The organism is Paraburkholderia sp. GAS41, from assembly GCF_050436545.1.
Taxonomy (GTDB): domain Bacteria; phylum Pseudomonadota; class Gammaproteobacteria; order Burkholderiales; family Burkholderiaceae; genus Paraburkholderia.
The window spans coordinates 86,963-106,626 of sequence record NZ_JBNDMK010000025.1 but is presented as its reverse complement, the minus strand read 5'-3'; the positions used below and the strand labels follow the sequence as shown (position 1 = coordinate 106,626).

General features: G+C 63.5%; 19 protein-coding genes. 9 read left to right on the top strand and 10 right to left on the bottom strand.

Features of this window, described 5'->3' with window-relative positions:
* Positions 1-435: a pilus assembly PilX family protein gene (locus P3T43_RS28140; protein WP_429284278.1), complete on the top strand. Its 435-nt coding sequence runs from the start codon at positions 1-3 to the stop codon at positions 433-435.
* A gap of 11 nt (positions 436-446) precedes the next feature.
* Positions 447-875, top strand: coding sequence for a type IV pilin protein (locus P3T43_RS28135; protein ID WP_429284277.1), 429 nt, complete (start codon positions 447-449; stop codon positions 873-875).
* Between the two features lie 136 nt (positions 876-1,011).
* Here P3T43_RS28135 and P3T43_RS28130 read toward each other — a convergent pair whose 3' ends face one another.
* The 3 genes from P3T43_RS28130 to P3T43_RS28120 form a co-directional block, all read right to left on the bottom strand.
* Complete coding sequence (locus tag P3T43_RS28130; RefSeq protein ID WP_429284276.1) at positions 1,012-1,479, bottom strand: DUF3318 domain-containing protein; 468 nt, start codon at positions 1,477-1,479, stop codon at positions 1,012-1,014.
* 64 nt (positions 1,480-1,543) lie between these two features.
* The gene (locus P3T43_RS28125) at positions 1,544-1,930 is read right to left on the bottom strand and encodes a phage holin family protein (protein WP_429284275.1); all 387 of its coding nucleotides are present in this window, start codon (positions 1,928-1,930) and stop codon (positions 1,544-1,546) included.
* A gap of 110 nt (positions 1,931-2,040) precedes the next feature.
* On the bottom strand, positions 2,041-2,343 hold the full coding sequence (locus P3T43_RS28120; protein ID WP_007584918.1) for a DUF883 family protein: 303 nt from the start codon (positions 2,341-2,343) through the stop codon (positions 2,041-2,043).
* A gap of 338 nt (positions 2,344-2,681) precedes the next feature.
* Between P3T43_RS28120 and P3T43_RS28115 the strand changes: the two genes are divergently transcribed.
* The gene (locus tag P3T43_RS28115) at positions 2,682-3,320 is read left to right on the top strand and encodes a peroxiredoxin (protein WP_429284274.1); all 639 of its coding nucleotides are present in this window, start codon (positions 2,682-2,684) and stop codon (positions 3,318-3,320) included.
* A gap of 94 nt (positions 3,321-3,414) precedes the next feature.
* Here P3T43_RS28115 and P3T43_RS28110 read toward each other — a convergent pair whose 3' ends face one another.
* Positions 3,415-4,605 carry an acyl-CoA dehydrogenase gene (locus P3T43_RS28110; protein ID WP_429284273.1) on the bottom strand — a complete coding sequence of 397 codons (1,191 nt, stop codon included), beginning with the start codon at positions 4,603-4,605 and terminating at the stop codon, positions 3,415-3,417.
* 113 nt (positions 4,606-4,718) lie between these two features.
* Between P3T43_RS28110 and P3T43_RS28105 the strand changes: the two genes are divergently transcribed.
* The gene (locus tag P3T43_RS28105; RefSeq protein ID WP_429284301.1) at positions 4,719-5,504 is read left to right on the top strand and encodes an IclR family transcriptional regulator; all 786 of its coding nucleotides are present in this window, start codon (positions 4,719-4,721) and stop codon (positions 5,502-5,504) included.
* 30 nt (positions 5,505-5,534) lie between these two features.
* Here P3T43_RS28105 and P3T43_RS28100 read toward each other — a convergent pair whose 3' ends face one another.
* Positions 5,535-6,359: an EAL domain-containing protein gene (locus tag P3T43_RS28100; RefSeq protein ID WP_429284272.1), complete on the bottom strand. Its 825-nt coding sequence runs from the start codon at positions 6,357-6,359 to the stop codon at positions 5,535-5,537.
* A gap of 332 nt (positions 6,360-6,691) precedes the next feature.
* Between P3T43_RS28100 and hmgA the strand changes: the two genes are divergently transcribed.
* Together hmgA and fahA are read left to right on the top strand one after the other, a co-directional pair.
* Positions 6,692-8,062 (top strand): homogentisate 1,2-dioxygenase, encoded by a 1,371-nt coding sequence (gene hmgA, locus P3T43_RS28095; protein ID WP_429284271.1) that lies wholly within the window; start codon positions 6,692-6,694, stop codon positions 8,060-8,062.
* Entirely contained in the window at positions 8,059-9,387 is a 1,329-nt protein-coding gene (gene fahA / locus P3T43_RS28090) for a fumarylacetoacetase (RefSeq protein WP_429284270.1), read from the top strand. Before hmgA ends, fahA begins: the two co-directional genes overlap by 4 nt.
* On the opposite strand, the gene P3T43_RS28085 is transcribed toward fahA, so the two are convergent.
* The 3 genes from P3T43_RS28085 to P3T43_RS28075 all read right to left on the bottom strand — a co-directional run bounded on the left by P3T43_RS28085 (position 9,384) and on the right by P3T43_RS28075 (position 12,701).
* Positions 9,384-10,541 (bottom strand): MFS transporter, encoded by a 1,158-nt coding sequence (locus P3T43_RS28085; protein ID WP_429284269.1) that lies wholly within the window; start codon positions 10,539-10,541, stop codon positions 9,384-9,386. The two genes, fahA and P3T43_RS28085, sit on opposite strands and share 4 nt — an antisense overlap.
* Positions 10,542-10,617: 76 nt before the next feature.
* A complete protein-coding gene (locus tag P3T43_RS28080) occupies positions 10,618-11,784 on the bottom strand; it encodes an MFS transporter (protein ID WP_429284268.1) in 1,167 nt (388 codons plus the stop codon).
* Between the two features lie 134 nt (positions 11,785-11,918).
* Positions 11,919-12,701: a crotonase/enoyl-CoA hydratase family protein gene (locus tag P3T43_RS28075; RefSeq protein WP_429284267.1), complete on the bottom strand. Its 783-nt coding sequence runs from the start codon at positions 12,699-12,701 to the stop codon at positions 11,919-11,921.
* 169 nt (positions 12,702-12,870) lie between these two features.
* On the opposite strand from P3T43_RS28075, the gene P3T43_RS28070 reads away from it, so the two are divergent.
* The gene (locus tag P3T43_RS28070) at positions 12,871-13,395 is read left to right on the top strand and encodes a plasmid fertility inhibition factor family protein (RefSeq protein ID WP_429284300.1); all 525 of its coding nucleotides are present in this window, start codon (positions 12,871-12,873) and stop codon (positions 13,393-13,395) included.
* 39 nt (positions 13,396-13,434) lie between these two features.
* Here P3T43_RS28070 and P3T43_RS28065 read toward each other — a convergent pair whose 3' ends face one another.
* On the bottom strand, positions 13,435-14,433 hold the full coding sequence (locus P3T43_RS28065; RefSeq protein WP_429284266.1) for a 2-hydroxyacid dehydrogenase: 999 nt from the start codon (positions 14,431-14,433) through the stop codon (positions 13,435-13,437).
* A 30-nt stretch (positions 14,434-14,463) separates the two neighbouring features.
* A complete protein-coding gene (locus P3T43_RS28060; protein WP_429284265.1) occupies positions 14,464-15,483 on the bottom strand; it encodes a LysR family transcriptional regulator in 1,020 nt (339 codons plus the stop codon).
* A 549-nt stretch (positions 15,484-16,032) separates the two neighbouring features.
* Between P3T43_RS28060 and aspT (P3T43_RS28055) the strand changes: the two genes are divergently transcribed.
* Positions 16,033-17,715, top strand: a complete 1,683-nt coding sequence (gene aspT, locus P3T43_RS28055) for an aspartate-alanine antiporter (RefSeq protein ID WP_429284264.1) — start codon at positions 16,033-16,035, stop codon at positions 17,713-17,715.
* Between the two features lie 206 nt (positions 17,716-17,921).
* Positions 17,922-19,604 carry an aspartate-alanine antiporter gene (aspT, locus tag P3T43_RS28050; protein WP_429284299.1) on the top strand — a complete coding sequence of 561 codons (1,683 nt, stop codon included), beginning with the start codon at positions 17,922-17,924 and terminating at the stop codon, positions 19,602-19,604.
* Positions 19,605-19,664: the final 60 nt, after the last annotated feature.

Genomic DNA, 19,664 nt, shown 5'->3' with positions numbered 1-19,664 from the left:
ATGATGCTGATCACATCCGCCGCGTGGTTCGAAACGTCGCTCGCGGCGGCGCGTGCGGCGACCAATCTGCGCGACGCCCTGCAAGCCTTCCATGCTGCCGATTCGGCGCTGACCCTGTGCGCCCGCGCCGTCGCAGCAGGCACAGCACGCGTCATCAGCGCTGTCGCTGCGGAGCCGACTACATGGAAACTCGAGCCGGCCTTTGCAGCCGGCGCCTTTGCGCCATTCGCATCATGGTCCGGGTCGGTCGCGGCGCCGCAGTGTCTGGCAGAGGCATGGAGATTGAGCGCGCGTCCAGAGGTCAACGCCTATCTGCTAACAGCCCGCGGCTTTGGCCGGACTCGCGAGTCTCAGGCGTGGGTGCAACTGGAACTGGTCGTGGATGGCGACAAAATCGAGCAACACTGGCGGCGAGTCGCTGCGCGGCCGTTTTGAGGGGCGTCGGTATGAAGTCGCATGGATCGGCGTTCACGCTGCTCGAACTGGTCATTGCTTTGGCGATCGGCGCAATCCTGGCGGTATACGCGGTCCCTTCGTATCGCAGCCATGTGGCGCGTTCGCATCGGGTCGACGCGGCGTCCGCGCTTTATCGGGCCGCCCAGTTTCTCGAAGCGGCACCCCCAGGAGAGGTGGGTTCATTGCCAACGGGACTCGATCAGGCGCCGTCTTTCGGGACACCGGTGTATCGCCTGCGCGCGCTGCCCGCTGACGAAGCGAACGGCGGCTATGGCGTGGAGGGGCGGCCTCTGGAAGCGGGCGCCATGCGCGACGACGCGTGCGGCACCTTCATCCTCGACGCCACGGGTTTGCGCGCCAATCGCACTGCGGATGGCGCGGCGGCGCCCGATCCAGACATGTGCTGGAACACCCGCTAGGCGGTGCCAGTTTCAATGCGAGTGTTCACCAACCCGGCAGCCTGTTGGCGTCAGACCGGGCATCAAACTCGCCATTAGACCCAGCGCCAACCCAAAGTGAACCCAGCGCCAACCCCGCCATCAACCCCAGCACAAATCAATACCCGCCATCCTGCTTCGCCGCATCGCCCGGTGTCCGCCCCGACTCATCCTTCATCTGCTTCCAGATGCGATACGCCTCCCATGCCGCCAGTCCCAGACTGCCCCATTTCAGTGCCGGCTTGGCGGCGGCTGCAACGGTTGCCCGCAACGGCTTGGCGAGCAGCATCGAAACAATCGAACTGACCAGCGGGTATTCCTTCAGCAGCGCGCTGATCCCCGCCGTGGCGCCGCGGGCCTTGCTCCAGCCCATGCCACCCGCCACGCCCGGTACGATGAACTTGAGCCAGCTGAAATGCGTGACTGCTTGACGCAGTTCTACGGTCGCCTGTGCGAGCTCCAGACGCTCGACATCCGCGCGCACCATCAGCAATTCCTTGCGCAGTGCACGCAAATGCGGCGCGCTCAGGTCGCGAGGAGGCGGGCGTTTGTTGCGAAAGGCGGTATCGGGGCGGCTAGAGCTCATGGTGTCGGCTGCAAGAGGGGAACGGGAGGGTACGCTGGCGCTAGCCGGCGTGCCCCGGCCTGTGTCACGGTCTGCGAAATGTCTCGCGGTCCTTCTCGAACTCGGCGAGGGTGGCTTCGAACACCATCGGCGAGCTGTGCAAGCCACTGCGGGCCTTGAGCGCGCAAATCAGTGCCGCGATCAGATAGACCGCCGTGATGCCAGCCAGCGACTGCCACCGGTAAGTATCCCAGAATGCGATGGCGACCAGCGCTGTCAACGCGATCAATGCCATGGTGGCGAGCATCATGGCCGCAAGTCCGAGAAACAGCACGCCGAGCAGGCGGTCTTTTTCCTCGGCCAGTTCGATGCCCACCAGTTCAAGCCGCGTTTGCAGGATCGCAAAGACGGAACTGAGGATGCGGCGCAAGGGACTGTGATCCGCGCGCTGCGATTGATTGTCGATCGTCATGGCTTGGGCGTTGCGCGTGAGATGCGCCAGAAGAAGCGGACCGGTCAGGCACGCACCGGTCAACCCGTATCAGCATCGAGCCGGAAGAAGCGCCCGGCCGCGTACTGTTTTTACTTGCGATTGATCAGCAGGCCGACCAGTACGCCGACGCCTGCGGCGATGCCGATGGAAGCCCACGGATGCTCGTGCACGTAGTCGTCCGTTGCACGGGCAGCCTTCTTGCCTTTCTCGACCACGACGACCTGCACATCCGCGGCCTTCTCCTTGGCCTGTTTCAGGCGCGAGAGCGCCGTTTCACGCAGTTCGGAAGCGCGTTCGCCGGTGGCGCTCGCGGCCTGTTTTAGCAGGTCTTCAGCGTCCGCGAGGACGGTTTTGATATCCGACATCAATCTCTCCTTGTTGACTTCCGACATTTACAGCTCCCATCTCGTGTGGCATGCGTGAATCGTAACCAAAGAAACGTCATGTGGCGAGCGCAGCGGTACGCGCAAACCTCCGCACGATCCATTCCCGGTCGATTCACCGCCGGTTAGATGCTTTTTCTCCACACAGTCACATGGCAAAACCGTGACCATGATGGAGTTGATCTGTCCCGCAAAGTTTCCTCCATTCCAGAGAAAATTACAAAAACTCATAAAGTTGTGACGCGATGTTCGTTCGAGGTGTACGCGTGCTCCCGTATGCTCTAAATTTGCGGGTGCCGCAGGCGCCAGCCTGAACGGATCGTCCAAACCTATAAAGGAGCTGCATCATGAGTCTACGTCTTGGCGACATCGCGCCGGATTTCGAACAGGAATCGAGCATTGGCCACATCAGGTTCCACGAGTGGCTGGGCGATAGCTGGGGCGTGCTGTTCTCCCACCCGGCGGACTTCACGCCGGTGTGCACGACGGAACTCGGCCTGACGGCGAAGCTCGCGAGCGAGTTCGAAAAGCGCAATGTCAAGACGATCGCGCTGTCGGTGGACAGCGCCGAGTCGCACAAGGAATGGATCAAGGACATCAACGAGACGCAAGCCGCGAGCGTCGGCTTTCCGATTCTGGCGGACGGCGACCGCAAGGTCTCGCAGCTGTACGACATGATCCATCCGAATGCCAACGAGACCTTTACGGTCCGTTCGCTGTTCGTCATCGACCCGAAGAAGAAGGTGCGTCTGACCATTACGTACCCGGCCAGCACCGGCCGCAACTTCGACGAAGTGCTGCGTGTGATCGACTCGCTGCAGCTTACCGATAACTACCAGGTCGCGACACCAGGCAACTGGAAGCAGGGCGATGACGTGGTGATCGTGCCGTCGCTGAAGGACGAGGAAGTCATCAAGCAGAAATTCCCGAAGGGCTATAAGGCACTGCGTCCTTATCTGCGCATGACGCCGCAGCCGAACAAGTAAGCCGGAGCAGCAAGCCGGAAGCGCTGCCGGAATGCAAAGGGCCAACCCGTCTGGGTTGGCCCTTTCTTTTCACGACTGCACAACGTTCACCGGATCAGTAAAACGCCTGAATGCCCGTTTGCGCGCGCCCGAGAATCAGCGCGTGAATGTCGTGCGTGCCTTCGTAGGTATTGACGACCTCGAGGTTCACCAGGTGCCGCGCAATCCCGAACTCGTCCGAAATGCCGTTGCCGCCTAGCATGTCGCGGGCAAGGCGCGCGATCTCGAGCGACTTGCCGCACGAGTTGCGCTTCATGATCGAGGTGATTTCGACCGCAGCCGTGCCTTCGTCCTTCATGCGGCCGAGGCGCAGCACGCCTTGCAGGCCGAGCGTGATTTCGGTCTGCATATCGGCGAGTTTCTTCTGGATCAGCTGGTTGGCGGCGAGCGGCCGACCGAACTGCTTACGATCCAGCACATACTGACGCGCCGTATGCCAGCACGCCTCGGCCGCGCCGAGCGCGCCCCAGGCAATGCCGTAGCGCGCCGAGTTCAGGCAGGTGAACGGGCCTTTGAGGCCGCTCACCTTCGGCAGCATGTTTTCTTCCGGCACGAACACCTCGTCCATCACGATTTCGCCGGTGATCGAGGCGCGCAGACCTACCTTGCTGTGAATCGTCGGCGCGGACAGGCCTTTCCAGCCTTTTTCCAGAATGAAGCCGCGGATTGCGTCCTTGCCGTTCTCTTCGAGCTTGGCCCAGACGACGAACACGTCGGCGATTGGCGAGTTGGTGATCCACATCTTCGCGCCGGACAGCGAGAAGCCGCCGCCGACCTTCTTTGCCCGCGTGACCATGCTGCCCGGATCGGAGCCGTGATTGGGTTCGGTCAGGCCGAAGCAGCCGATCCATTCGCCGGTGGCGAGCTTCGGCAGGTACTTTTCTTTTTGCGCTTCCGAGCCGAATTCGTAGATCGGCACCATCACGAGCGACGATTGCACCGACATCATCGACCGGTAGCCTGAATCGACGCGTTCCACTTCGCGCGCGATCAGCCCATAGGCCACGTAATTCAGACCGGGGCCGCCGTACTGCTCGGGGATCGTCGGGCCGAGCAGGCCGAGTTCACCCATTTCGCGGAAGATCGCGACGTCGGTCTTCTCATGGCGGAACGCCTCCAGCACGCGCGGCTGCAGGCGATCTTGCGAATAGACCGCGGCGGCTTCGCGCACCATGCGCTCATCTTCGGTGAGTTGCTGATCGAGCAACAGCGGATCTTCCCAGTGAAACTGCGCGGCGTCGGCCATGATGCGGATCTCCTGAATCGAATCGGGTGTGTCTGGTATCACTTGAAAACGCTTGACTTGAGTTCCGCTATGCGAAACAATGTTTTGCAAATGAGCCTTGAGTGTATCATCCGATGACGCCTGCATCTACTCCCCTCGAACCCTTGGACGAACGCAAATTCGTCGTTGCTCTGGCGCGCGGTCTGGATCTGTTGCGCGCGTTCAGGCCGGGCGAGACGATGCTGGGCAACCGCGATTTCGTCGAACGCACGGGTCTGCCGAAGGCGACCGTCAACCGCCTGGCTTACACGCTGACCGTGCTCGGCTACCTGCGTCTCGACGAGACGCTAGGCAAATATGCGCTCGATGGCGGGGTGCTGTCACTCGGCTTCGCGCTGCTTTCGGGCACGGATACGCTCGAACTCGCGCGCCCGCATATGCGGACCTTTGCGCGCGAGGTGGGGGCGGCGGTGTCGTTGGGCTGCCGCGACGGGCTCGACATGATCTATCTGGACACGATCCGGAGCGAGACGGCGCTGACCCTAGGCCTCGCCTCCGGGTCCAGACTCTCCATGCTCACGAGTTCGATGGGGCGCGCGTATCTCGCGGTCCAGCCGCTCGACGTGCGCGCCGCGTTAATGGCGGAATTGAAGAAGGCTGCCGGCAAGGAAGGCGCCGCGCTGGTAGCCGACGCAGAGAAGGAGATCGCGGCGTTCGCGCTGGAGCGGTGCTGCTATTCGTTTCGCGACTGGCACGACGACGTCAACGCAGTCGCCGTGCCGTTTCGCGAACCGCGTGAAGGGCGCTGGATGGTGCTCAGTTGCAGCGGGCCGGCGTCATCCATGGGCGAGGAGGTGTTTCGTGAAAGCGTCGCGCCGCGTCTGAAGGCAGTCGCGCGGCGCCTGGGCGACGCGGGTTGATTCGCCGCGGCGCAACCCGCCACCGGTGTTTCAGACTGCGCCGTTATGACTATGCACGGCGAACAGCGGTCCTTGCACGAAGCGCACGTCGTACTGCTGCAGCTGGTCGAATTGCGCTTCGCTTGCCACGCGGTTGAAGATCAACGGTATCCGCAGCCGGTTCGCATAGCCGACCAGCGGCTTCACCATGCCGTCGCGCAACGCGAGGCCCGCATCCATCTTGATGAAGTCGAGCCGCGCCATGTCGGAGACCGAAAGGATCTGTCCGGCGTTCGGCAGATTACCGGCGACCTTGAAGCCATAGCGCTGATAGCTCTTCGTCAGATAGCCGAGGAAGGTGCGGTGCGCGACCGCCGCCGCCGGCAACTCGATGACGATGCGCGACGGATTGAGTCCAAACGACACCAGCACGGTGGAAAAATGCCGGCCATGGTCGTATTTCACGCTCTTCAGCAAGCGTTCGTGGACGCGCAGGAACAGCAGCCCGTGGCGTTGCGCACCGAAAAAATTGATCGCATGCAGCGCGCGCGACATGCGGTCGAGCGCAACCAGTTCCGGGTCGTCCTCGATCCGTTCGAACGGGTCGAAAGGTTCGCCGTCGAGGCGCAGCGTCACCGCCTGAAAACCCAGTTCGTCGCCGAAACGATCCACGCTTTCCGGCGCAGAGGACAGCGACTGGGCCAGTGCATGTACGCTGATGTCGAAAATCGGCTCATACGCGCTGGCGAGTTCGAGTCCGTCGAAACGGGCCAGCGCGGTGTCGTGATAGAGACCTTCGCCCAACGCCAGATGCTGGCCGAGAAACGGATGGGCGGCAGCGCGGGCGATGAGTTCAGGAACGGTCTGCGGGATCATGAGTGGCTGTGGTGGCGCGTCGGGCGCGCATCGAAAGGCGGCTTGGGGCCGCATCTATCGATGGTAGCAGTCCGCACCGCCGTCACATGAACAAAATGCTGATAACCATATCGGGGTTTCTGCAGGGTTCAGGGTTAACGTTAGTTTCATCATTCGTAATTCGTTTTACTATTCGTAATCGCTAAATTGTGGCGGTGGTGGATCCGCTGGTGCGGCTTGCCTCATGCATGGCCAAACGTATTGCCCAATGCGCAGCTTACGCGGGGCGTGCCGCTAACGGCCGCTAGCTGCCGCTTACCGTCGCTTGTCGAGAGTTTGAACGGAGAACGTGGATGAACACGAACATTCGCAGCGCCGCCGGCGAGGCGGCTGGAAGACCTGCGGGCAACCCCGCGCGGCCCGAGATCGAACCGGGCTATCAGTCGGGCTTCGCCAACGAATTCGCAACCGAAGCGCTGCCGGGTGCGTTACCGCAAGGCCGCAACGCGCCGCAGCGTGCCGCGTACGGGCTTTACACCGAGCAGTTGTCGGGCACGGCATTCACGGCGCCGCGCAGCCACAACCGACGCTCGTGGCTCTACCGGATCCGTCCGGCGGCGGTGCATCGACCGTTCACGGCGCTGCCGTCGCATCGTCTCGTCGCGAATTTTCATGACGTGCCGCCGACGCCACCTAACCAGTTGCGCTGGGATCCGCTGCCGATGCCCGCCGAGCCGACCGATTTCATCGACGGCTGGGTGACGATGGCCGGCAACGGTTCGGCCGAGGCCATGAATGGCTGCGCGATCCATCTGTATGCCGCCAACCGCTCGATGCAGGACCGCTTCTTCTACAGTGCCGACGGCGAACTGCTGATCGTGCCGCAGGAGGGCCGCCTGCATATCGCCACAGAACTCGGGCGGATCGACGTGGAGCCGTTCGAGATTGCGGTGATCCCGCGTGGCGTGCGCTTTGCCGTCACGCTGCCTGACGGCGCCGCACGGGGTTATATCTGCGAGAACTTCGGGGCTTTGCTCCGGCTGCCGGACCTTGGCCCGATCGGCTCGAACGGCCTCGCCAACCCGCGCGACTTCCTCACGCCGCATGCCGCCTACGAAGACCGCGAGGGCGCGTTCGAACTGGTCGCCAAGCTCAACGGCAACCTGTGGCGGGCGGGCATAGACCATTCGCCGCTCGACGTGGTCGCATGGCATGGCAACTACGCGCCGTACAAGTACGACCTGCGCCGCTTCAATACGATCGGTTCGATCAGTTTCGATCATCCGGATCCGTCCATTTTCCTCGTACTGCATTCGACGAGCGACACACCGGGCGTCGATACGCTCGACTTCGTGATCTTTCCGCCGCGCTGGCTGGCCGCCGAAAATACTTTCCGGCCGCCCTGGTTCCATCGCAATGTGGCGAGTGAATTCATGGGGCTGGTGCATGGCGTGTATGACGCCAAGGCGGAGGGTTTTGTACCCGGCGGCGCGAGCCTGCATAACTGCATGTCGGGTCACGGGCCGGACGCGGATACCTTTGAAAAGGCTTCGCACAGCGACACCTCGAAGCCGCACAAGGTCGGCGACACGATGGCCTTCATGTTCGAAACCCGCACGCTGATCAAACCCACTCGCTTCGCGCTGGAGACCGCGCAATTGCAGGCGTATTACTACGAATGCTGGCAGGGCCTCAAGAAACACTTCGACCCGGAGCAACGATGAGCGTATTGAACGAGCTTCAGGCCACGCTCGACGTGTCGCGCAAAAGCTGGCTCGAAGCAGCGAATGATCCCGCCTGTGATTTTTCGATCCAGAATCTGCCGTTCGGCATCTTTAGCGACGCACGCAACAGCGCGCCGCGTGCGGGCGTAGCGATTGGCGAGCATATTGTCGACCTCGCAGTCCTGCAGGCGAGTGAGCTGCTGCGTCTGCCCGGCGCAGGCGCAGGCGCGAGCGCGGCGGTGAGCGAGACGGTCTTTTCCCGCGCCACGCTCAACGATTTCATCGCGCTCGGTCGCGACGCCTGGCGTAGTGTGCGCATCCAGTTGAGCCATCTGCTCGCACGCGAAACCGCCACGTTGCGTGACAGCGCCGGGCTGCGCGAACGGGCGCTGGTGCCTCAGGCAGGCACCACGCTGCATCTGCCGGTGCAGATTCCTGGCTACACCGATTTTTATTCGTCGAAGGAGCATGCGACGAATGTCGGTTCGATGTTCCGTGATCCTAAGCATGCCTTGATGCCGAACTGGTCCGAAATGCCGATCGGCTATAACGGCCGGGCGTCGTCGGTGGTGGTGAGCGGCACGCCGGTACGGCGGCCGAACGGCCAGCTCAAGCTGCCCGATCAGGAGCGTCCGGTGTTCGGCGCGTGCCGCAAGCTGGATATCGAACTGGAAACCGGCTTTATCGTCGGACGCGGCAATGCGCTTGGCGAGCCGATTGCCTGCGCCGATGCCGAGGCGCATATCTTCGGCATGGTGCTGCTCAACGACTGGAGCGCGCGCGACATCCAGCAGTGGGAATACGTGCCGCTCGGACCGTTCAACGCGAAGAGCTTTGCCACGACTATCTCCCCGTGGATCGTCACGCTCGATGCGCTTGAACCGTTCCGCGTCGCGCAACCGGTGCAGGAACCCCAGCCGCTCGAATATCTGCGGCACGACGGCGCGCATGCGTTCGATATCGCCCTCGAAGTCAGACTGCGCCCGCAAGGCGTACAGGAGGCGACGACCCTCGCCCGCACCCATTTCCGTCACATGTACTGGACGATGGCGCAGCAGCTCGCGCATCACACCGTGTCCGGCTGCAATACGCGGGTAGGCGATCTGATGGGTTCGGGCACGATCAGCGGCCCAACCACCGACTCGTACGGGAGCCTGCTGGAGCTGACGTGGAACGGCCAGAATCCGCTTGCGCTGAAAGAGGGCGGAACGCGGACCTTCATCGAGGACGGCGACGAGTTGACGCTAGCCGGATGGTGCCAGGGCGAAGGCTATCGGGTCGGATTCGGTACGTGCAGCGGCGAGATCCTGCCGGCGCTTGGCTAGGAAAGCGCCTGTACCGTCCCGCGCCGCTTTTCCCACCATACCGCCACGAGGAACGCGAGCGCACTTGCCAGCAGCACGGCGATCATCGCGTCGTTGCCCATGCTCTTCATCAACGCGCCGGCGATCAGCGGACCGCCAAAACTCGCGGCGCTCCATGACGCGCCAACCAGCGAACTGGCCGACACCAGCGCCGCGCCGCGAAAGCGCTCGCCGCAAGCCACGAGCGACAGCGTGTAGATCGAACCGGCCGCCGCACCGAGCACATACAGCAAGGGCCAGCATAGCCACGGCGACGCGATCGCCCAGGGCAGCACCGGCAACAGCAGCACGACCACCACGGCCGCGCCGATATGCACGCGTTCGCGACCGAGCTTATCGGCGAGCCAGCCGATCGGAAATTGCATGGTCGTATCGCCGAGCAGCAAGGCCGAGGCGAACAGCACGGCAAGCTCGCTGGAGATGCCGTGCGCCATCGCAAAGAGCGGCATCAGCGAGAGCGCGATGGTGTCGAACAAAGCAAAGAAGCCGGTGCCGATCACGAGCGCCGGCATGTGCGGCAGCACATGCCGCCAGCTGTCGTGCGCCTGGGCTTCGTCGCTGGAGGAAGGTGTGGAGCGAATCGCCGCGAGTGCCGGCAGTGCCAGCATGAAGAGCGCGCCGCACAGTAGAAAACGGCCTTCGGTCAGGTGCGAGATCTGGCTCACCAGCACGGGCCCGGCCATCTGGAATAGCGTGAAGTTCGTCGCATAGATCGCGATGACGCGGCCGCGCGAGGCGTCGTCGGCGAGCTGGTTCACCCATGCCTCGCCGATTGTGAAGAGCAGCATCAGCGCAGCGCCGCATAGCACGCGCAGCACGCCCCAGACCCACAGGTTCGAGCTGAACTGCATCGATGCCGTGGCAATGCCCACGACCAGCACCGCCCCGACGATCACCTGGCGGCCGCCGAAGCGTGCCGCGATCCAGCCGGCCAGCGGCACGACCAGCAAGCCGCCGCCCGCTTGCGCGGCGGTCAGCAGGCCGACCACGTCGGTGCCGTAACCGGCCTGGGTCAGCGCAAGCGCGGTGAGCGGCAAGGTGGCGCCGCTGCCGAGTCCGACCACTGCGACACTGAGGATGAGCGCGAGAAAATCGCGTGTGAAGATGACTTTCATCGGGCGAGATCGTACACCGCCGGCATGTCACGCGGAACCGCGCCAGGCGGCGCGCCCCGCTGACGTCAAGGCCGCTTTAGCCGGTGACGGCGACGCCCTGCGTGCGGCGTCCGAGTTGCACCGACCACAGCGTCAAGGCGAGCGCGGCGGTGGCCGCCGCGACGCCGACCCACGGCAGCGTGGTGAGCGGCGCGCCCGCGCCGATGACCATGCCGCCCAGCCATGCGCCGCTGGCGTTGCCGAGGTTGAAGGCGCCCTGATTGAGCGTGGAGGCGAGGTTGGGCGCGTGGCTCGCACGATCGACGATCAGCATTTGCAGCGGCGGCACGATCGCGAAGGCGAGCACGCCCCACATGAAAATCGTCACCATCGCGGGCACGGCTGAGTGCATGGTGCCGGCGAATACGGTGAGAATCACGACGATGGCGAACAGGAACGCAATCAGCGAGGGCATCAGGCGCCAGTCGGCCAGCTTGCCGCCGAGCGTGCTGCCCACGGTCAGGCCAAGGCCGAACAGCAGCAGCACCAGCGTCACCGCATGCGGCCTGAAGCCGGTCACGTCTTCGAGGATCGGCGTGATGTAGGTGAAGGTGGAGAAGAGACTGGTGGAAGCCAGCACGCTGATGCCGAGCACCATCAGCACCTGCGGATTCTTCAGCACGGCGAACTCGTGCACGAGATTCGCCTTCTGCATGTCGATCTTCGCAGGCAGGAACACGGCGAGCGCGGCGGCGGCCAGCCCGCCAATGACGGTGACAGCCCAGAACGCGGCCCGCCAGCCGACCACCTGACCGAGCGCCGTACCCAGCGGCACGCCGAGCACGTTGGCGAGTGTGAGGCCGGTGAACATCAGGGCGATCGCCTGGGCACGCCGGTTCGGCGCGACGAGTCCCGCTGCGACCACCGAGCCGATACCAAAGAATGCGCCATGGCAAAACGCCGTGACGATGCGCGCGATCATCAGCACGCCATAATTGGGCGCGAGCGCACAGAGCAGATTGCCGACGATAAACACGCCGATCAGGCTCATCAGCGCCCGCTTGCGCGGCATGTTAGCCACTGCGATGGCGACGATCGGCGCACCGATCGTCACGCCGAGCGCGTACGCCGAGACCAGCATGCCCGCGGCGGGAATCGAGACGGCCAGATCGCGAGCGACATCGGGTAGCAAGCCCATGATGACGAATTCGCTGGTACCGATTCCAAACGCGGCGACGGCAAGGGCAAGCAGAGGCAAAGGCATGATGGGGGAGATCGGTACGAAGCCCGCGCGATGCACGCGTGACCGGCGCGCGTTTCGGAGCGAGAGCGCGGGCGCCGGGAGGGCAAACAACTAAGGGATTGTACCTAAGCCAAAAGTGTCTTGCTCTGGACTGCTCAAGGTGTTGTTTTTCGTTGAACGAAATTCTGCGCGCCTGCCACGCCTTCGGCGAAGATCGCGTCATAACCGCCGGCGCCCTCGCGACGCAAGGCTTCGGGCAGATCGTCGAGCGGGCTGTTTTTGATTGCGGAGCGGCGGTCGGCGAGCAAGGCGGCCTGCGGAAATGCGGCCAGTTGCGCGGCCAACTCTTCGGCTACGGCCCGCGCCGTACCGTGCGGCACGACGCGGTTGGCGAGGCCGAAGCCGAGCGCTTCCTGCGCGTCGAGTGCGCGTCCGGTCAAGATCAGGTCCAGCGCGCGCGACAGCCCGATCAGCCGGGGCAAGCGGATCGTGCCGCCGTCGATCAGCGGGATGCCCACACGCCGGCAGAAGACGCCGAGCACGGCATCTTCCTCGACGACGCGCAGGTCGCACATCGCCGCCAGTTCGAGACCGCCCGCAACGGCGAACCCGGTAATTGCGGCGATCACCGGCTTGGTGAAGGGCATGCGCGTCGGACCCATCGGACCGGGCCCGCCGCCATCGGCGTACACCTCGTTGCGGCGCGCATCGTCTGCCAGCGCGGTGAGATCGGCGCCCGCGCAGAAGGTGCCGCCCGCGCCGAACAGCACCGCCGCGCGCCATTGCGGCTCGGCTTCGAAACGGCGAAACGCGGCGGACAGCGCATCGGCAGTCGGACGGTCGACCGCGTTGCGGCGCGCCGGGCGTTCGAGCACGATCGTCGCCACCCTTTCGCTTGCTTCAATTCTGACGTGTTCGCCAAAATGTTCGGATGTCATCACTGTCTCCGGGACTATTCAAAGGCAGCAGGTATTTTGAATACGTCTTATGCGTGCTGATTATTGCTGGATCTGTCACATATACTTCACGAGCGGACCGTAGCGTTAGCGCTTTTTTAGCATGCCGGTTTTCTGCACCGGCACATTGAGTCTGCACCTGTCATTGTCTATGTCATCAGCCACGCCGACTCTCGAATCGCCTCTGGCGGAACCGATCTGGATCGTGCCCCTGCACGAGCATCCGTGGTACGACCACGTTCGTCTGAAACGCGTCTTCATTGCCGACGGCACGCGTCACGAGGTGGTGCTGGTCGACGCCCGCAAACTGCTCGACTGCGCGAATCGCGACAATACCGACTACGTCCTGAAGCCCGTCAACGAGTGGCACACGGGCAAGGTGCGCGGGATTCGCGAGTTTCTCGATCCGGCCAATCCGCGCATCCCGCAGATGCCTTACGTGACGGTCTCGAAGCGTCGCGCGCCGGGCCTGATGGGTTGGCTGGGCCTCGAACACGAGGGCGTCGTGGCGTTCCGCAACGGCCAGCATCGGGCACGCTATCTGGCCGATTCGGGCGCGCGCTGGTTTCCAGTGGAGGTCCACGAACGCGAAGTGGCTTTGCTGCGCGAAGTGTGCGGCGCGCTCGACGACGCGCGGACCGTGATTCGTCAGACGACGAGCGGTGGGGCGGCTTAGGCGCCTGCTGGCCGCTTCCTCGTTGTTCATTGCGCCATGCTATCCGCGCGCGGACACCACGTTGCGCCGCGAGCCATCGTGCCATGCCGCCACATTGCCGAGCGTGGTCTGGGCGATTTCGTTCATGGCCTCGCGGGTGAAGAACGCCTGATGCGCGGTGACGATGACGTTGGGGAACATCAGCAGGCGTGCCAGCACGTCGTCCTGGAGCGGCCGGTTCGAATGGTCTTCGAAGAACAGACCGCCTTCTTCCTCGTAGACGTCGAGGCCCAGGTTGCCGAGCTGACCGCTCTTGAGTGCGCCGACCAGTGCATTGCTCTCCACCAGACCGCCGCGGCCGGTATTGATCAGCATCGCGCCGCGCTTCATTTTGGCGAGCGCGTGCCCGTCGATCAGATGGTAGGTGTCCGGCACCAGCGGACAGTGCAGACTGACGACGTCGCTTGCGGCGAGCAGCGTATCGAGCGGCACGTAGCGTGCGCCGAGCGCCAGCAGATCCTCGGCGGGGGTGCCGGGATCGTAGGCGAGCACCTGCATACCGAAGCCCGCCATGATGCGGGCGAACACGCGGCCGATCATCCCGGTGCCGATCACGCCGACGGTCCTGCCGTGCAGATCGAAACCGAGCAATCCATTCAGCGAAAAATCGCCCTCGCGCGTGCGCGCGGCCGCCCGCGGCAAGCGCCGGTTCAGCGCGAGGATCAGCCCCACTGCGTGCTCGGCCACCGCATGCGGCGAATAGGCCGGCACGCGCGTCACGGTGATACCGAGCCGCTGGGCTGCCGCGAGATCCACGTGATTGAAGCCGGCCGAACGTAGCGCGATCAGGCGCGTGCCGCCCGCCTGCAGCCGTTCGAGAACCGCGCCGTCCGCGCAGTCGTTGACGAATGGACACACCACCTCGAAGCCGTCCGCGAGGACAGCGGTTTCGGCGTCGAGGTGCGATTCCTGAAAGTGCAGATCGTAGCGGTACGCTGTGTTCGCTTCGTTGAACGTCTCGCTGTCGTACTGGCGGCTGCTGAACAGGATCATGCGCATGGGACGCGCCGCGAACGCTATGCTGACAGGTTAGGCGTCCCGTGGCGCATGCAGGCTGGTACTCATCTCTCCGGCGAGGAGGGGAGGCGTTTGCATGCCTGCCGGCATGCGCACGTCGCCCGCGCCGTTGTCCTGGCCCTGGTCTTCACCCGACAAGGTCCGGCCGAAATGCTCGATCGTGTGCTCGACGAAGGTGCGCGTTTTGGCCGGCAGGAACTGCCGGTTCGGATAGACGATCGACACCTTGACGTCCGGATCGTCCACTCTGTAATCGTCCATGACGCGCGTCAAGGTGCCGGCCGCCAGGTCCTCGACCACCATTTGCCAGGGCAGGATGGCAATGCCCATGCCGGCCAGCGCGCCTAGCCTCACCATCATTGCGCTGTTGACGGAGTAGACCGGCTGCAGTGCGATTTCCTCGGTGCGCGGCCCTGGGCCGGTGAAATGCCAGGTGGTGGGCTGCTCCGCCGGCAAGCCGATGAACGCATGCAGCGCAAGTTGTGCGGGCGTGCGCGGCACGCCTTGTTCGGCCAGATACGATGAGGCTGCGCAAACCACCAGCGAATGCGTGCCGATGGGCCGGTCGATCAGATCCTGGCTGGGCTTGACGAAACCGGTGACGATGCCGACGTCGTAACCGTCTTCAATCAGGTCCACCCGCCGGTCGGTCAGCGTGAGCCGCACCTTGACCTTCGGGTATTGCCTGCGGAAGCCGTCGAGCAACGGTGTCAGCGAGAGCAGGGACAGCGTGCCGGAAGCGGCGAGCCGCAGCGTGCCGCCGGGCTCGGATTGCGTGTCGGCGAGGGCATTCTCGAGGCGGTCGAGTTCTTCGAGCAGGCCGCGGCACCCTTCCAGATAGCGTTTTCCCGCCTCGGTCAGGGCGAGATTGCGCGTGGTGCGATTGATGAGCCGCGTTTTCAGATGGGCTTCGAGCGTGGCGATCGAGCGCGTAACAAGCGCATTCGATACCGCAAGTTGTTGGGCGGCACGCCGGAAACTTTCTGTTTCGGCCACTCGGACGAAAACTCGCATAGCGTGAATCTGATTCATTGTAATACGCCTCTTATGCTTGGAAGAAAGCCGTGCGGGTGAGTCTCGACGCGGGATAGCGACTCACTCGGGAATCGTCCGGACCTGGTTGTTACGACTTCTGGGTCAAATAATATTGACTATTACGTGGAATTACAATATTTGTTGATTTCGCTTCGTCGCATTATTAGGATCGCGCTAATTCTGGAAATTGCCTAAATTCTGGATACGACGCGCGTATTGGCGGAATTGGACTAATTAGTCAAACGATTCGCTTGCCGCCGTGCTATGCGGCAGAGGGTGGGGTTGTCGAGCAACCGTGCGGGAAATGGATTTTTGTATGCAATCCGAGTTGAATTGTGCGTTGATGTGGCATTGCGGGATAGAAAATCGGAATCTCAATGTGTCATTCTGGAGTAATGATTTTTTTGATTCACTGGCAAACATCGCGATTCGTTAATGTATGACTTGTTCCGCATAGCGGGATTGCAGGAAAAAGATTTTCTGGGAACTTCAAGGCGATTTTTTCTCACAATCGTTATAAGTTAACGCTAAAGGCGCAACCAGAACATGATCGGTGAATTGCTCAGGTCGCAACCGGAAATCGCGCTCTTTGCGAGCCTTGCTCTCGGATATTTCATTGGTTCGTTCAAGATTGGCCCTATCCAGCTCGGCGGTGTCTGCGGCACCTTGATCGTGGCGCTCCTGCTGGGTCAAACCGGCGCCCGGCTTGCCCCGGACCTGAAAAACATCGCTTTCGCCCTGTTTATCTTTGCCCTGGGTTTTACCGGTGGGCCGCAGTTCTTCGCCAATATCGGGCGGGGCTGGCGCTATGGCTTGCTGTCGCTCGTGGAAATCGTGTCAGTGCTGGTGCTCGTGATGATCGCGCTGTTCGCGCTGCATCTGGATGCGGGTACGGCGGCCGGCCTGCTGGCGGGCGCGGCAACTGAGTCCGCGGTGATCGGCACCGCTTCAGAAGCCGTCGCCAAGCTGGGACTCGCGGACGCCGAGACCACGCGTCTGCAGGCCAATATCGTCACCGCCTATAGCGTCAGCTACCTGTTCGGCCTCATCACTGTGGTGATGTTTACCAGCCAGTTCGCGCCGCTGCTGCTGCGCGTCAATCTGCGCGAGGAAGCGCAGCGTGTGTGGCGCAAGCTGGGCGGCGACGGCGCGCTCGACGAAGGCCAGCGCATGGGCGCGCCTGCGCTGGTGAGCCGGGTATTCCGGATCGGTCCGGCAGCGGGGCTCACGATCGCGGCGCTCGAACTCCGTTACGGCGGCAATCTGACGGTCGAGCAGGTGGAGCGAGACGGTGTGAGCCTGTCGCTCGAACCGCACCTCGAGTTGGCGGCCGGCGATATTGCGCTGGTCGCTGGACGGCGTGGGGCGCTGGTCACAGCCGCTGCGGCGCTCGGCACGGAACTGGCCGACAACCGCTTCAACACGGTGACGGCCGAGCGCGTGGATGTGGTCCTGACCCGCCGCGATGCTCAGGGCATGACGGTCGCCCAGTTGCGCGAGCGGGCCACGCCGGAGCAAGGACGAGGTGTCTACATTGCCACCGTGACGCGGCTCGAGACGACGCTGCCTGCGTTGCCCGGCACCGAACTGAACCGCGGCGACGTGCTGACCCTCGTCGGTGCCAAGGCGGATGTGGAGCGCGGCGCGCGCCGGCTCGGCTATATCTTGCCCGCGACCCAGAAAACCGATTTCGTGTACCTCGGGCTCGGTGTGCTGGCCGGCATGGCGATCGGCCATCTGGGCGGGCGCATCGGCGGTGTCTCGGTGGCGCTCGGCACGGGCGGCGGCTGCCTGCTGTCGGGGCTGCTGTTCGGCTGGATCCGCTCGCGCTATCCGCTGATCGGCTCGCTGCCTTCCGCGGCCGCACAGATCCTCAAGGACTTCGGTCTTGCCACTTTTATCGCGGCAGTCGGCCTGTCGGCGGGACCGGACGCGATCAAGCTGGTTCGCGAGTACGGCGTGGCGCTGCCGTTCGTCGGCATTCTGATGGTGCTGATCCCGGGGCTGCTGTCGTTGTGGATCGGCCGCACGTTTCTCAAGCTGGAAGCCCCGATGCTGCTCGGTGCGATTGCCGGGCAGCAATGCAGCACGCCGGCCATCAGCGCGCTGGTCGGCGTGACTGGCAATTCGACGCCGGTAATCGGTTACACGATCACCTATGCGCTTTCCAACATCCTGCTGCCGCTGATGGGGCCGGTGGTGGTCGGCCTGGCCGGCAAGTTCGGCTAGCTGCTGCATCCGGGCAGCAGCGACATCACGGAGACCGCGCGCAGACCGCACGCCGCGCGGCTCCACGCAACAACGGGACAGGGGTGAGCCAGGGGGCAGACAAGGTTGGCGCATGGCTAGCGCAATCAGGGCCACGGACCGAAGTGCCACGACGTCCGCCGGCCAATACACCAGGCAGGTCGGTCAACGTTTATGGCGAGGGCATGATGGACTGGCTACACAACATCTTTCACAAGTCACCTGAAATCGCGTTGTTTCTTTCTCTGGCGGTCGGTTACTACGTCGGCCAGATCAATTTCGGCAAATTCCAGTTGGGCGGTGTGGGCGGTTCGCTGCTTGCCGCGGTCGTCATCAGTCAGGCGGGTGTCACGATCGACAACGGCGTGAAGTCGGTGATGTTCGCGGTGTTCATTTACGCCGTCGGCTACGACTCGGGGCCGGGTTTCTTCAATTCGCTCAACCGCAAGACGCTGCGTGAAATCGCCATGGCGATCTTCCTTGCCGTGTCGGCGCTGATCACGGTGGTCGTGTGTGCGAAGCTGTTCCATCTCAACAAGGGACTCGCGGCGGGGCTGGCGGGCGGCGCGCTGACCCAGTCGGCGATCATCGGCACGGCGGGTGACGCCATTGCGCGTCTCAGTCTGCCGGCCGACCAGATCAAGTCGATGCAGTCCGACGTGGCCATTGCCTACGCGGTGACTTATGTGTTCGGCTCGCTCGGGGCGATCATCGTCTGCGTGAACATCCTGCCGAAGTTCATGGGGCAGGGTTTGCGCGAGGCGTCGATCGAGGCGGAGCGGGATCTGTCTGCCGGTGCGTCGACACTCGGAGCGGGGCAAATACGCGCGTTGCCCGAACTGGTGGGGCGTGCATACAAGATCGACGTCAGCGCCGGGAAAACGGTCAAGGCGGTCGAGACCCAGCATCAGGATCTATTGACGATCGAGCGCATCAAGCGCGCCGGCAAGACCCTCGAGCCGACCCCCGATCTGGCGTTGCAACTTAACGACGAAGTGCTGGTGGTGGGCCGCCGTGAGGCGGTCATCGCATTCGGCGCGAACGGCAACGAGATCGCCGACGTCGAGGACATCGGCGCCGTGATGCAGACGCGCGAAGGCGTGTTCACCCGCAAAGGCATGAACCACACGACGATCGCGGCTGCCCGCGAATTGGTGGATCGCGACATGCGTCACGGCGTCTACATCCAGAGCATTTCGCGCGCCGGTCAGCCGCTGCCCATCCTGCCGGAGACCAGGCTGGAACACGGCGACGTGATCACCTTCTACGGCTCGCCGAAAGACACCAAGCGCGCCGTGGATGCAGCCGGCTACGAACTGCCGTACAGCAACAAGACCGACTTCATCTACATGGGCGTCGGCCTCGTGCTTGGCCTCCTGATGGGCCTCGTCGTGCTCGACGTAGGGGGCATTCCGCTCACGCTCGGCTCGGGCGGCGGATGTCTGCTCGCCGGCCTGCTGTTCGGCTGGATGCGCGGCAAGCATCCCATGTACGGCGTGTTGCCGACCGCCGCCTCGCAGTTGCTGAAAGACTTCGGGCTGGCTGCGTTCGTCGCGGTGGTCGGTCTGAACTCGGGGCTGCAGGCGGTCGTCACGGTCAAGCAGAGCGGCATGACGATCTTTCTGCTCGGCGTGTTCGTCACGTTGTTCCCGCTGCTGCTGACGATGCTGTTTGGCCGCTATGTGCTCGGCTACAAAAACGCTGCGCTTCTGGCCGGCGCGCTGTCCGGTTCGCGCAGCGCAAACCCGGCGTTCGGCGGCGTGCTCGACAAGGCGGAAAGCGCCGTGCCCACCGTGCCGTTCGCCATTACCTATGCGATCGCGAACGTGGCGCTGACGCTGCTGGGGCCGCTCGTCGTGGGCCTCGTCTAAGGCGGGTTCGATCTGACGAGGCGCGCTTCGCAACCCTCATTCCTTCACGCCGGCGCTGCC